At 65.6% G+C, this 13,168-nt stretch carries 10 protein-coding genes; 3 read left to right on the top strand and 7 right to left on the bottom strand.

Going from position 1 to position 13,168, the window contains the following annotated elements; genetic code table 11:
* The 3 genes from ACREB7_RS18570 to ACREB7_RS18580 all read left to right on the top strand — a co-directional run.
* Window positions 1-957 (top strand): lytic transglycosylase domain-containing protein (locus ACREB7_RS18570; protein ID WP_431593753.1); only part of this gene is annotated, 957 nt, incomplete at its 5' end.
* A gap of 5 nt (window positions 958-962) precedes the next feature.
* Window positions 963-1,487: a molybdenum cofactor biosynthesis protein B gene (moaB, locus tag ACREB7_RS18575; protein WP_431593754.1), complete on the top strand. Its 525-nt coding sequence runs from the start codon at window positions 963-965 to the stop codon at window positions 1,485-1,487.
* A 172-nt stretch (window positions 1,488-1,659) separates the two neighbouring features.
* A complete protein-coding gene (locus ACREB7_RS18580; protein ID WP_431593755.1) occupies window positions 1,660-2,748 on the top strand; it encodes a PA0069 family radical SAM protein in 1,089 nt (362 codons plus the stop codon).
* On the opposite strand, the gene ACREB7_RS18585 is transcribed toward ACREB7_RS18580, so the two are convergent.
* The 7 genes from ACREB7_RS18585 to ACREB7_RS18615 form a co-directional block, all read right to left on the bottom strand.
* Window positions 2,745-4,343 (bottom strand): long-chain fatty acid--CoA ligase, encoded by a 1,599-nt coding sequence (locus ACREB7_RS18585; RefSeq protein ID WP_431593762.1) that lies wholly within the window; start codon window positions 4,341-4,343, stop codon window positions 2,745-2,747. The two genes, ACREB7_RS18580 and ACREB7_RS18585, sit on opposite strands and share 4 nt — an antisense overlap.
* 76 nt (window positions 4,344-4,419) lie before the next feature.
* Complete coding sequence (dnaE, locus tag ACREB7_RS18590; protein ID WP_431593756.1) at window positions 4,420-7,911, bottom strand: DNA polymerase III subunit alpha; 3,492 nt, start codon at window positions 7,909-7,911, stop codon at window positions 4,420-4,422.
* A 39-nt stretch (window positions 7,912-7,950) separates the two neighbouring features.
* A complete protein-coding gene (locus ACREB7_RS18595) occupies window positions 7,951-8,427 on the bottom strand; it encodes a glutathione peroxidase (protein ID WP_431593757.1) in 477 nt (158 codons plus the stop codon).
* A gap of 29 nt (window positions 8,428-8,456) precedes the next feature.
* On the bottom strand, window positions 8,457-9,131 hold the full coding sequence (locus ACREB7_RS18600; RefSeq protein WP_431593758.1) for an ABC transporter ATP-binding protein: 675 nt from the start codon (window positions 9,129-9,131) through the stop codon (window positions 8,457-8,459).
* Window positions 9,124-10,368 carry a lipoprotein-releasing ABC transporter permease subunit gene (locus ACREB7_RS18605; RefSeq protein WP_431593759.1) on the bottom strand — a complete coding sequence of 415 codons (1,245 nt, stop codon included), beginning with the start codon at window positions 10,366-10,368 and terminating at the stop codon, window positions 9,124-9,126. The genes ACREB7_RS18600 and ACREB7_RS18605 overlap by 8 nt, the downstream gene beginning before the upstream one ends.
* Window positions 10,369-10,703: 335 nt before the next feature.
* Window positions 10,704-11,387: a Crp/Fnr family transcriptional regulator gene (locus tag ACREB7_RS18610; protein ID WP_431593760.1), complete on the bottom strand. Its 684-nt coding sequence runs from the start codon at window positions 11,385-11,387 to the stop codon at window positions 10,704-10,706.
* A 17-nt stretch (window positions 11,388-11,404) separates the two neighbouring features.
* Complete coding sequence (locus ACREB7_RS18615; RefSeq protein ID WP_431593761.1) at window positions 11,405-13,036, bottom strand: CTP synthase; 1,632 nt, start codon at window positions 13,034-13,036, stop codon at window positions 11,405-11,407.
* Window positions 13,037-13,168: the final 132 nt, after the last annotated feature.

Raw genomic sequence — 13,168 nt, forward strand, 5'->3', positions numbered from 1 at the left:
GCTCATTATTGGTCGGCGCGCGCCGCGATGGCTGCGGGCGAACCCGCTGCGGTCCAGCCGCGCCTGCGCGCCGCCGCGACCAACGAGGAAACCTTCTACGGCATGCTCGCCGCCGAAACGCTCGGCCAGCCGTCCAGAAGCTCCAGCATCCGCGCCGACCGCAGCGCCTGGCGCGCGCTCGAGGAACAGCCGAATGTGCGCGCCGCGATCGCCTTCGCGGAGATCGGCGAAGACCAATATGCCGGCGAACTGATCCGCTATCAGGCGCGCATCGGCAGCGTCGAACAGCATGAGCAACTGATCGGCATCGCGGGCGCGCTCAGCCTGCCCGAGACCCAGCTCTATCTCGCGCACAATACGCCGCAGGGCCGCAAGCTCGCCGCCGCCACCCGCTATCCGCAGCCGAAATGGGAACCCAATGGCGGCTGGCGGGTCGATCCCGCGCTGGTCTTTGCCCACACGCTGCAGGAATCGCGTTTTCAGCGCGGCGTCGTCAGCGGCGCGGGCGCCACCGGGCTGATGCAGGTCCGCCCCGGCACCGCGCGCGACCTTGCCCGCTGGAACGGCGACGCGAGCGGCCCCGGTGACCTCAAGACCCCGGCGGTCAACATGGACTTCGGTCAGCGCTACCTCGAATATCTCAGCCGCGACGGCTCGACCGGCGGCCTGTTGCCCAAGGTCATCGCCGCGTATAACGCCGGCCCCGCGCCGATCGCGCGCTGGCAGACCGAGGTCCGCGACCAGGGCGATCCCCTGCTCTACATCGAATCGATCCCCTATTGGGAAACGCGCGGTTATGTCGGCATCGTGCTGCGCAACTACTGGATGTACGAAGCGCAGCAGGGCAAGCCGTCGGTCAGCCGCGCCGCGCTGGCGCAGGGCAAATGGCCGCGCTTCCCCGATACCAAGGACCGCGTCCGGCTGACCTACGCCGGCGGGCTGACGAATGCCGATTGACGCCCATGCCGATTGACGAAAGTCTGGCGTTCAAACCGGTCCGCATCGCGGTCCTGACCATCTCGGACAGCCGCAGCGAAGCGGATGACAGATCGGGCGACAAGCTCGTCGAACTGCTGACCGGCGCGGGCCATATCCTCGCCGCCCGCGCGATCATCCGGGACGAAAAATCGCTAATCGTCTCGCGCCTCCATAACTGGATCGACGATCCGGCGGTCGACGTGGTCATCACCACCGGCGGCACCGGCGTCACCGGCCGCGACGTGACGCCCGAGGCGCTGCACCAGCTCGACGGCAAGGACATTCCCGGTTTCGGCGAGCTTTTCCGCTGGCTGAGCTATCAGACGATCGGCACCTCGACGATCCAGTCGCGCGCCTGCGCCGTCGTCGCGCGCGGCACCTATATCTTCGCGCTCCCCGGCTCGACCGGCGCGGTCAAGGACGCGTGGGAGGGCATCCTCTCAACCCAGCTCGACAGCCGGCACAAGCCCTGCAATTTTGTCGATTTGATCCTGCGGTTGACGGAATAGACGACCGATAATTTCGTAAAAACCGTCACCCCGGGCTTGACCCGGGGCCTGCCTCATCCTGGAAGGAAAAAGGCGGGTCCCGGATCAAGTCCGGGATGACGACTGAAGAGCGGATGGCCGACTCCGGATATTTGTTCTTCCTTTGTTCCAAACACCATCCTATCCTCGCCCGGTGGAATCGCCCAAACCCCTCCCCCCAATTTCCGGCCGCGGCGCGCCGACCAACCTCCGCCCGACCCGCACCGGCTCGCTCGCGCACGAAACCGATGGCGACTGGCTCGACGAAGCCGAGGCGATCGACGGGGCGTCTCCACGCCTGCGCACCACCGTCACGGTCGAGCACCCCAAGACGATCATCGCGCGCAACAGCTCGCCCGACATCGGTTTCGACCGCTCGATCAATCCCTATCGCGGCTGCGAGCATGGCTGTGTCTATTGTTACGCGCGCCCGACCCATGCCTTTCACGACCTCTCACCCGGCCTCGATTTCGAAAGCCGCCTCTTCGCCAAGCCCGACGCCGCGCAATTGCTGCGCCGGGAACTGGCGAAACGCGGCTACACCCCCGCGCCGTTGGCGATCGGCACCAACACCGACGGCTATCAGCCGATCGAGCGCGAATGGGGCATCACGCGGTCGGTGATCGGGGTGCTGGCCGAAACGAAGCACCCGCTGCTCATCACCACCAAGTCCGACCGCCTGCTCCGCGATCTCGACCTGCTCAGCGCGATGGCCCGCGACAATCTGATCGGCGTCGCGGTATCGGTCACCAGCCTCGACCCCGCCATCGCCCGCACGCTCGAACCCCGCGCCCCGCACCCGCGCCGCCGCCTCGCCGCGATCCGCCAGCTCATCGACGCGGGCGTGCCGACGCAGGTCAATATCTCCCCCATCATCCCCGCGATCACCGACCATGAAATCGAAGCCATTATGAAAGTGGCGTCGGACGCGGGCGCGATCCGCGCCTCCTATATCCTCGTCCGCCTGCCGCATGAGGTCGCACCGCTGTTCCGCGCCTGGCTCGCGGCGCATTATCCCGACCGCGCCGACAAGGTCATGCATATGATCCAGGATATTCGCGGCGGCCGCGACAATGACCCGAACTTCGGCACCCGCATGAAGGGCACCGGCATTTGGGCGAATCTCATTCGCGCCCGCGTCAAGCGCGCCGCGCGCGAACATGGCATGGACCGCCGGTTTCCGCCGCTGCGCTGCGACCTGTTCCGTCCGCCTGAGAGGGATGGGCAGATGGAGCTGTTCTAGGCCCCCACCAGCGACTTCAGCTGATAATCCTTATAATCCTCGCGCAGCTGGCGCTTGAGCAGCTTGCCGGTCGCGGTGTGCGGCAGGTCGTCGACGAAGATCACCTCGTCGGGCATCCACCATTTGGCGATCTTGTCGCCCAGATAGGCGGTGATGCTCGCCTCGCTGACATCGGCGCCGGGCTTCTTCACCACCAGCAGCACCGGGCGTTCGTCCCATTTGGGGTGATAGACGCCAACCGCCGCCGCTTCCTGTACCCCCGGCGCGCCGAGCGCGGCATTTTCCAGCTCGATCGAGCTGATCCATTCGCCGCCCGACTTGATGACGTCCTTGGCGCGGTCGGTGATCTGCATGACGCCATCGGGGTAGATCAGCGCGACGTCGCCGGTGTCGAACCAGCCCTCGGCGTCGGCCGCATCCTCATCGGCGCGATAATAGCGCTGGATGATCCACGGCCCGCGAATCTGCAGCCGCCCGCTGGTCTCGCCGTCGCGCGGCAATATCTGGTCCTCGTCATCGACGATGCGCAGCTCGACGCCAAAGGGCGGGCAGCCCTGCTTGGCGACATTGTCGACCTTTTCGTCGAAGCTCATCGCGTCCCAGTTCCACGGACGCTTGCCCATGGTGCCGATCGGCGACGTCTCGGTCATGCCCCAGGCGTGGGCGACCTCGATCCCGTCCTTCATAAAGCGCTCGATCATCGCGCGCGGGCACGCCGACCCGCCGATGATGACGCGCGCCAGCTTGCCATAGCCCATGCCGGTCTTGTCCATATGCGCGAACATCGCGATCCACACCGTCGGCACGCCGGCGCTGTGGGTCACGCCCTCGTCGTGCATCAGGTCGCACAGGACCTGCGCGTCGTTGGTCGCCGAAAAAACGAGCTTCGCGCCCACCGTCGCGGCGGCGAAGGGAATGCCCCAGCTGTTGGCATGAAACATCGGCACGATCGGCAGGATCACGCTGCGGTTCGACATGTCGAACACGTCGGGCTGGATCTCGGTGATCGCGTGGATGACGTTCGAGCGATGCTCGTACAGCACCCCCTTGGGATTGCCCGTCGTCCCGCTGGTATAGCACAGCCCGACCGGATCGCGCTCGTCGAGCTCCACCCACGCGAAGCTGCCGTCCTCGGCGTCGATCAGCTCGCGATAGCAAAGATAACCGTCCTGCGCGGGCGCGTCGAACAGGATGAAATGCTCAACCGTCGGCAATTGATCGCGCAGCCGCTCGACGATCGGCAGGAACATCGCGTCGAACAACAGCACGCGGTCGGCGGCATGGTTGATGATATAGACAAGCTGCTCGTCGAACAGCCGCGGGTTCACCGTGTGCAGCACGCCGCCCAGCCCCGCGCTGCCGTACCAGCTGACCAGGTGATGGCCATGGTTCATCGCCAGCGTCGCGATGCGGTCGCCCTTGGTGACGCCCAGCCTGGTCATCGCGGCGGCGAAACGACGGGCGTCGGCGCCCACCTCGCCCCAGGTCGAGCGCGTTATGCTGCCATCGGCCCAGCGCGACACGATTTCGCGCGACGCATGTTCGCGCGACGCATGGTCGATCAGACTGGTGACGAGTAACGGTTGGCCTTGCATCGACATGGTGGGCATCCTCATTTTTATGATTTTGCCTTGGATAAGGCGGCGGAGGCCGGATGCGCAACCCCCTAGCCTAGCTGCGGACGCGGAAATCCTTGGGCGGCACCAACGACAGCTTCGGCGCCACGATGCCGGTCACCATCTCCAGCCGCGCGACGAGATCGGGATCGAGCGCGAAGCGGCGGCCGAGGTTGATCTGGATGTCGAGCCCCGTATCGGGGTCGGGGGTCGTGACGATGATCGTCCCGCGCGCATCGTCGCGCCGCTCGGCGAAGCGCGCGATCTCGGCGATCGCCTCGGCGACCTCGACCCGGCATTCGAGCTGCAACGCCGCCGTCGCCGCGATGTCGGCGAGCGGCTGCGCCCCGCGCACCGTGACCCGCGGCGTCTCTTCGCCCTCGAGCAGGTCGAGTTCGACCGATAGCATGGCGCAGCCGCCATCGACCGCCAGCGCCTCCAATATCTTGCCCGCGCCCTCATCGAAACAGCTCGACTGGAACTGGCCGCTGCGGTCCGACAGCGTCAGGTTGAGGAAACGGTTGCCGCGCTGCGACATGCGCGGGCGCGCGCTTTCGACCATCGCCGCCATCATCATCGGGATGCGCGTCCCCGGCGTCATCGCGACATTGGCGCAAATGTCGCCATAGCTGCGTGCGCCGCGCGCGGCGATGATCGCCTCGTAATTCTCGACCGGATGCGCCGAGAAATAAAAGCCGAAGGCGTCCTTCTCGCGCGTCATCCGCTCGCCGAGCGTCCAGGGTTCGGTCACCGGCAGTTGCAGCGCCGGGGCGATCGCGATGTCGCCGCCGAACAGCCCGCCCTGCCCGGTCGACCGCTCATGCGCCGAACTGTTGGCGCAGGCGAGCAGCGCCTCGGCCCCCGCAAAGGCGCGCGGCCGTTCGGGCTCGACCGGATCGAACGCCCCGCCGCCGGCCAGCGCCTCGATCTGGCGCCGGTTGAGCTGCTTGGGGTCAATGCGTCCGGCAAAATCGTCGAGGCTCGCAAAGTCGCCATGCGCGCGGCGCTCGGCGACCAGCGCCTCCATCGCCTTTTCGCCGACGCCCTTCAGCGCGCCGAGGGCATAGCGCACCGCCAATCCCTCGTCGGTTTCGCCGACCGAAAAATCGGCCTCGCTGTCGTTGATCGACGGCGGCGCGATGCCGACGCCCAGCCGCCGCATGTCGTCGATGAAGATCGACAATTTGTCGGTCTGATGGCTGTCGAACGACATCGACGCCGCGAAAAACTCATGCGGATGGTGCGCCTTCAGCCAGGCCGTCTGATACGACAGCAGGGCATAGGCCGCCGCATGGCTCTTGTTGAAGCCATAGCCTGCGAATTTGTCGATCAAGTCGAACAGCTCGTTCGCCGCCTTGGGGGCGATCTGGTTATGCTCGCCGCAGCCGGTGACGAAGGTCTCGCGCTGCGCGTCCATCTCCGCCTGGACCTTCTTGCCCATCGCGCGGCGCAACAGGTCGGCGCCGCCGAGGCTGTAGCCCGCCAGGATCTGCGCCGCCTGCATCACCTGTTCCTGATAGACGAAGATGCCATAGGTTTCCGCGAGGATGCCCTCAAGCAGCGGGTGCGGATAGGCGATCGGCTCGCGCCCGTTCTTGCGCGCGCCGAACAGCGGGATATTGTCCATCGGCCCCGGCCGATACAGCGCGACGAGCGCGATGATGTCGCCGAAATTGGTCGGCTTCACCGCCGACAGCGTCCGCCGCATGCCTTCGGATTCCAGCTGGAACACCCCGACCGTCTCGCCGCGCTGGAGCAGCTCGTACACCGCCGCATCGTCCCATTCGAGCGTATCGAGATCGACGTCGATCCCGCGCAGCGCGAGCAGCCGCTTCGCTTCCTTGAGCACCGACAGCGTCTTGAGGCCCAGAAAGTCGAACTTCACCAGCCCGGCGCTCTCGACATATTTCATGTCGAACTGCGTCACCGGCATGTCCGAGCGCGGATCGCGATAGAGCGGCACGAGCTGGTCGAGCGGGCGATCGCCGATCACCACGCCCGCGGCATGGGTCGAACTGTGGCGCGGCAGGCCTTCGAGCTGGCGCGCCATGTCGAACAGGCGGCGCACCCCGTCGTCCTGCTTATATTCGGTCATCAACTCGGCGACGCCGTTGAGCGCGCGTTCGAGCGTCCAGGGATCGGTCGGATGGTTGGGCACCAGCTTCGCCAGCCGGTCGACCTGGCCATAGCTCATTTGCAGCACGCGCCCGGTATCCTTGAGCACCGCGCGCGCCTTCAGCTTACCAAAGGTGATGATCTGCGCGACGGTATCGCGGCCATATTTCTCCTGCACATAGCGGATCACCTCGCCGCGCCGCGTTTCGCAAAAGTCGATGTCGAAGTCGGGCATCGACACGCGCTCGGGATTGAGGAAGCGTTCGAACAGCAGCCCCAGTTTGAGCGGGTCGAGGTCGGTGATGGTCAGCGCCCAGGCGACGACGCTGCCCGCCCCCGAACCACGCCCCGGCCCCACCGGAATGTCATGCGCCTTCGCCCATTTGATAAAGTCGGCGACGATCAGGAAGTAGCCGGGAAAGCCCATCTGGACGATGACCCCGACCTCGAAATCGAGGCGTTCGATATAGGCCTGCCGCTCTTCGGCGCTGAGGTCGGGATAGAGCGCCAGCCGCGCTTCCAGACCGGCGCGCGCATCGACGGCAAGCTGCGCCGCCTCGCCTTCGCGGTCGCCCGCCAGGCTCGGCAGGATCGGCGCGCGCTTCGGAGCCATGAAAGCGCAGCGCTGGGCGATGACGAGCGAATTGCGCATCGCCTCGGGCAAATCCGAGAATGCGTCTTCCATCGCCTCGGCGGGCTTCAGCCAGGCCTCGGGGCTCGACACCCGCCGGTCTTCGCTCTCGACATAGGCCGATTGCGCGATGCACAGCATCGCGTCATGCGCGGCGTGGAATTGCGGCTCGACGAAAGACGCCGGGTTGGTCGCGACGATCGGCAACGCGCGCGCATAGGCCATGTCGATCAGCGCCTTTTCGGCCGCCTTCTCCGCCGCATCGCCGCGCCGCGACAATTCGATATAGAGCCGCCCGCCGAACAGCGCCTCGAGCTGCTCGACATAGTCCTCCGCCGCGCTCTTCTGCTCGCCCGCCAGCAGCCGCGCCAGCGCGCCCTCGCCGCCCCCGGTCAGGCAGATCAGCCCGTCGGTGCGTCCGGCCAGCTTGGCGAAGGTGACATGCGGGTCCTGATCATCCGGGCGACCGAGATGCGCATCGGACACGAGCGCGCACAGATTGTTATAGCCCGCTTCGTCCTGCGCATAGAGCGCGATCCAGTCGATCTGCGGCGCGCCATTGGCGAGCCGCGGCCCCGGCCGCGCGACGCTCAGGTAAATGCCGACGATCGGCTGGACGCCCGCCGCCTTGCACGCCTCGCCGAACGCCATCGCGCCGTACAGCCCGTTGCGGTCGCAGATCGCCACCGCCGGAAACCCGCGCTCGCGCGCCGCTTTCGCGATCGCCTTGGGGTCGATCGCCCCCTCCAGCATCGTGTAACTGGAAAAGACGCGCAGGGGGACAAAGGGGCTGTAGGCCATCGGATGACCCTACAGTGACAGCACTGATTCTGCCAAGGCTTAACCCAGCAGTTCCTCAATCTCTTTGCGCAGTTGCTCGGGCTTGGTCGTCGGGGCGTGGCGCGACACCACCTTGCCGTCGCGGTCGACCAGGAATTTGGTGAAATTCCACTTGATCCCGCTGCCGAGCAGCCCGGTCTGCTCCTTCTTCAAATGCTTGAAGATCGGGTCGGCATCGCTGCCGTTGACGTCGATCTTCGCCATCAGCGGGAAGGATACATCATAGGTCAGCGAACAGAAATTCGCGATTTCGGCCGCATCGCCGGGCTCCTGCGCCCCGAACTGGTTGCACGGGAAAGCCAGGATTTCGAGCCCGCGATCCTTATAGTCGCGGTACAATTCCTCCAGCCCCTCATATTGCGGGGTGAAGCCGCATTTCGACGCGGTGTTGACGATCAGCAGCACCTTGCCCTTGTAATCGGCCATCGGTTGCGAGCCGCCGCCGGGCAGCGGGGCGGAAAGATCGTAAAATGCCATAGCGATTCCCCTTGAATGTCGGCGCCAGCCTACGCCTCGACCCGGCCCTCGTGCAAGCGCAGCACGCGGTCCATGCGCGCCGCGAGCCGTTCGTTGTGCGTCGCGACCAGCGCCGCCGAACCATGGTCGCGGACCAGCGCGACGAACTGGTCGAACACCTTGTCGGCGGTCGCCTCGTCAAGATTGCCCGTCGGCTCGTCGGCCAGCACCAGCATCGGCCGGTTCGCCAGCGCGCGCGCCACCGCGACGCGCTGCTGCTCGCCGCCCGACAGCTTGCTCGGCTTGTGATGCAGCCGCTCGCCGAGCCCCAGCCGCGAAAGCAACTCCGCCGCGCGCGCTTCGGCCTCGGCCTGCTTCGCGCCGCGGATCAGCTGCGGCAGCACGACATTCTCGATCGCGTTGAAATCGGGCAGCAGATGGTGGAACTGATAGACGAAACCGATCTTCTCGCGCCGCGTCTTCGTCCGCTCACCCTGCCCGTAAGCGGTGACATCCTCGCCATCGATCAGAATCTTGCCGCCAAAGCCGCCTTCGAGCAGGCCGACCGCCTGCAACAAGGTCGACTTGCCCGACCCCGACGGCCCGAGCAGCGCGACGATTTCGCCGGGGCGCAGCCGCGCATCGACCCCGCGCAGCACGTCGATGCGCGCGCCGCCCTGTTCGAAGTGACGGGTCAGCCCGGTCAGCGACAGAATATCATTCATAACGCAGCACCTGCACCGGATCGGTATTGGCCGCTTTCAACGCGGGATAGAGCGTCGCGAGGAAGCTGAAGAGGATCGTCATCACCACGACCACCCCGATCTCGACCGGGTTCGGCTTCGACGGCAGTTCGGTCAGGAAACGCACCGAGGGGTCCCACAGATTCTGACCCGACAAATAACCGATGCCGTTCAAGATCCCCTTGCGGAAATATAGCGCGGTAAAGCCGAGGATCAGGCCGACCAACGTCCCGCCGACCCCGATCGCCACCCCGATCGCGACGAAGATGCGCAGCACCGAATCGCGCGGCGCGCCCATCGTGCGGATGATCGCGATGTCGCGCGTCTTGGCGCGCACCAGCATGATCAGCGACGAGACGATGTTGAACGCCGCGACCAGAATGATCAGCGACAGGATGACGAACAGCGCGACACGCTCGACCGACAGCGCCTCGAACAGGCTGCTGTTCATCGACCGCCAGTCGGAGACGACCGCCTTCGCGGCCAGTTTCTGCGCCAGCGGGTCCAATATCTCGCCGACCTTGTCGGCATCCTCGGTCTCGACCTTGATCAGCCCGATCTGGTCGCCGGTCAGCAGCAACAGCTGCGCATCGGCCATCGGCATGATGATATAGGTCTTGTCGAAATCATAGACGCCGAGCTCGAAAATCGCGCCGACGCGGTAGCTGATCTCGCGCGGCACCGTCCCGAACGGCGTCGAGCGTCCCGCGGGATTGATGATCGTGATCTGCGATCCGACGACCGCGCCCAGGTTGCGCGCCAGTTCGCCCCCCAGCGCGACCTCGCCCGATCCGTCGACGAGCCGCGCCACATCGCCTTCCTTGATGTCGCCCTTCAGCACGGTGCGGATATCGGGGACCAGCATGCCGCGCACCGCGACGCCCTCGACGCGGCCGTTGAAGGTGGTGAGCAAAGGCTGTTCGATGATCGGTGTCGCCTCGGTCACGCCGGGCGTCGCGCGCACTTCCTTGAGCACGTCGCGCCAGTCGTCGATGCGCCCGCCGAAGCCCTGCACCACCGCATGGCCGTTCAGCCCGACGATCTTGTCGAACAGCTCGGCGCGCACCCCGTTCACGACGCTCATCACGATGACGAGCGCCGCGACGCCGAGCGTCACCGCGATGAAGCTGAACGCCGCGGCGACGAAGATGAAACCCTCGCCGCGATGCGGAAGCAGATAGCGCTTGAAGATGGTGCGTTCATAGGGACGCAGGATCATAAGGTCGGTCCCCGAAACGCGCAGATATGGGCGGTCATGCCGCCGCTTTAGGGGGCGCTCCGGGCGCTGGCAATGGGCGCTATGGCCCGGCGCAGATTGCGAGCGATTCGCAGAATCTGTTGCTGATCGGCCACAGCCGCCCGCAAAAGGACCACGCAAGTGCCGCCAGAGGGTGACAAAGCGGCCCCGTGGTCCTAGCCCGATGACTTCTGGATCACGCGGCTAAAGGCCCGGTTTCAGGGAGTGTGGACGCTTCGCCTCGTCCACGCAAAAGGGGGATGGCGGTAGTTCGTCACAGGCGCCCGGGTCTCAGCAGAGGCCCGGGCGTTGTGATTCTACCCCTCGCTCTCGCTGATATCCTCGAGCATGTCGGCATCGAGCACGCGCACCCGCCCCTGTTCGAGCGAGATGACCCCCGATTCCTCCCAGCTCTTGAGCTGGCGGTTGATATGTTCGCGGCTCATGCCCGCAAAATTGCCGAGTTCGGTCTGCGACAGCTCGACGCGCTGTGCGGTCACCACATCCTTGCGGATCAGCCGTTTCAGATAGCGCGCGAGCCGCGGGCCCGAGGCATAGGCGCGATCGCTTTCGATCGTCTGGTCGGCGGTGCGCAGTCGCCGCGCGAGCTGCTGCATCAGCGACCAGGCGAAATCGGGATGGCTCGCGGCAAAATCGCGCAGCGCGTTGCGCCCGAGCTGGAGCGCGCTGCCCGCGCTCGTCGCGGTCACCGACGCGGTGCGTTCGCCGCCGTCGAGCAACGCGATCTCCCCCAGCACGGCGCCGGGTTCGGCATAGGCGAGCACGATCTCGCGCCCGTTCGCGGTCAGCATCGACACCCGCGCATGGCCTTCGGTCAGGATCAGCAGGCTGTCGCCGGTATCGCCCTGGCTCAGGATTTCCTTGCCCTTGGTGAAGTTGATCTGGACCGCGCGCCCCGCGACATCGGCCCAGTCCTGCAGCGACAGCCCGGAAAATATGCTGTCGGGGCCCTGAAGCTCGGCGAGTTTCGCGTGATCCATAAGCCCCGTTTTCCTTGTTATACCAACCGGCTGTGCTTCACCGCCGCTTTGATGAACCCGGCGAACAGCGGGTGCGGATCGAAGGGTTTCGACTTGAGTTCCGGATGGAATTGCACCCCGATGAACCAGGGATGGTCCGGCCGCTCGACGATTTCGGGTAGCATGCCATCGGGCGACATGCCCGAAAAAACGAGCCCGCCATTTTCGAGCCGGTCGCGATACGCGCCATTGACCTCATAGCGGTGGCGATGCCGCTCGCTGATGTCGTTGGCGCCATAGATGGTCGCGACATGGCTGTTCGGCGACAATTTCGCTTCATAGGCGCCCAGCCGCATCGTGCCGCCCAGGTCGGTGTCGGCGCCGCGCTGCTGCAGCCCCTCGGCGCTCATCCATTCGGTGATCATGCCGACCACCGGCTCGTCGGTCTTGCCGAATTCGGTGCTCGACGCCGCCGCGATGCCGCTGGTGTTCCGCGCGCCTTCGACGCACGCCATCTGCATGCCGAGGCAGATGCCGAAAAAGGGCACATTACGCTCACGTGCGAAACGTACGCTCGAAATCTTGCCCTCGGACCCGCGCTCGCCGAAGCCGCCGGGAACGAGGATGCCGTGCAGCGGCTCGAGATTTTCGGCCAGATTGCCGTCATTCTCGAACATCTCGGCGTCGAGCCAGCGAATGTTGACCTTGACCCGGTTCGCCATGCCGCCATGGACCAGCGCCTCGTTCAGCGACTTATAGGCGTCGGGCAGCGAGACATATTTGCCGACGACGCCGATCGTGACCTCACCCTCGGGGTGCTGCTTGCGGTCCATGATGTCGTACCAGCGCGACAGGTCGGGATCGGGCGCGTCATGGATGCCGAAGTGGCGCAGCACTTCATTGTCCAGCCCCTCGCCATGATATTGCACCGGCACCGAATAGATCGAGTCAGCGTCGAGCGCGGGGATCACCGCTTCCTTCCGCACGTTGCAGAATTGCGCGATCTTGGCGCGCTCGCCCTCGGGCAGCGGCCGTTCGCAGCGGCAGAGCAATATGTCGGGCTGGACGCCCAGCGACGCGAGTTCGCGCACGCTGTGCTGCGTCGGCTTGGTCTTCAGCTCGCCCGCAGCGGCGATATAGGGCACCAAGGTGACATGGACCGACAGCGTCCGGTCGCGCCCCTCTTCGTTGCGCAGCTGACGGATCGCCTCGATGAACGGCAGCGATTCGATATCGCCCACCGTGCCGCCGATCTCGCACAGCACGAAGTCGAGATCGTCGAGTTCGGCGCGGGCGAACGCCTTGATCGCATCGGTGACGTGCGGGACGACCTGCACCGTCGCGCCCAGATAGTCGCCGCGGCGTTCCTTGGTGATGATCTGCTGATAGATGCGGCCCGAGGTGATATTGTCGCTCTGCCGCGCCGCAACCCCGGTGAAGCGCTCATAATGGCCGAGGTCGAGGTCGGTTTCCGCCCCGTCGTCGGTCACATAGACCTCGCCATGCTGATAGGGCGACATCGTGCCCGGATCGACGTTGAGATAGGGATCGAACTTCCGGATACGGACGCGATAGCCACGCGCTTGCAACAAAGCGGCGAGGCTTGCCGCCATCAGACCTTTGCCAAGCGAGGAGACCACGCCGCCGGTGATAAAAATGAACCGCGCCATGGGAGGAAAGACTTACTCAACAGGAGGGGGACGGCGCAAGCCGTCGAATCGCGCCACGCGGAAATAATTCCGAACGGCGATGGCGTCCGCCTCGCGGCGGCGCCGCTTATTTCTTGGTGGGTGCGCTCGAAC

The organism is Sphingopyxis sp. (assembly GCF_050725615.1).
Taxonomy (GTDB): Bacteria; Pseudomonadota; Alphaproteobacteria; order Sphingomonadales; family Sphingomonadaceae; genus Sphingopyxis.

Bases quoted from the DNA above. Each gene is read 5' to 3' on its own strand.
- moaB (WP_431593754.1), top strand. From the start codon at position 963: ATGCCGATTGACGAAAGTCTGGCGTTCAAACCGGTCCGCATCGCGGTC.
- ACREB7_RS18585 (WP_431593762.1), bottom strand. From the start codon at position 4,343: ATGCAAGGCCAACCGTTACTCGTCACCAGTCTGATCGACCATGCGTCG.
- dnaE (WP_431593756.1), bottom strand. From the start codon at position 7,911: ATGGCCTACAGCCCCTTTGTCCCCCTGCGCGTCTTTTCCAGTTACACG.
- ACREB7_RS18595 (WP_431593757.1), bottom strand. From the start codon at position 8,427: ATGGCATTTTACGATCTTTCCGCCCCGCTGCCCGGCGGCGGCTCGCAA.
- ACREB7_RS18600 (WP_431593758.1), bottom strand. From the start codon at position 9,131: ATGAATGATATTCTGTCGCTGACCGGGCTGACCCGTCACTTCGAACAG.
- ACREB7_RS18605 (WP_431593759.1), bottom strand. From the start codon at position 10,368: ATGATCCTGCGTCCCTATGAACGCACCATCTTCAAGCGCTATCTGCTT.
- ACREB7_RS18610 (WP_431593760.1), bottom strand. From the start codon at position 11,387: ATGGATCACGCGAAACTCGCCGAGCTTCAGGGCCCCGACAGCATATTT.
- ACREB7_RS18615 (WP_431593761.1), bottom strand. From the start codon at position 13,036: ATGGCGCGGTTCATTTTTATCACCGGCGGCGTGGTCTCCTCGCTTGGC.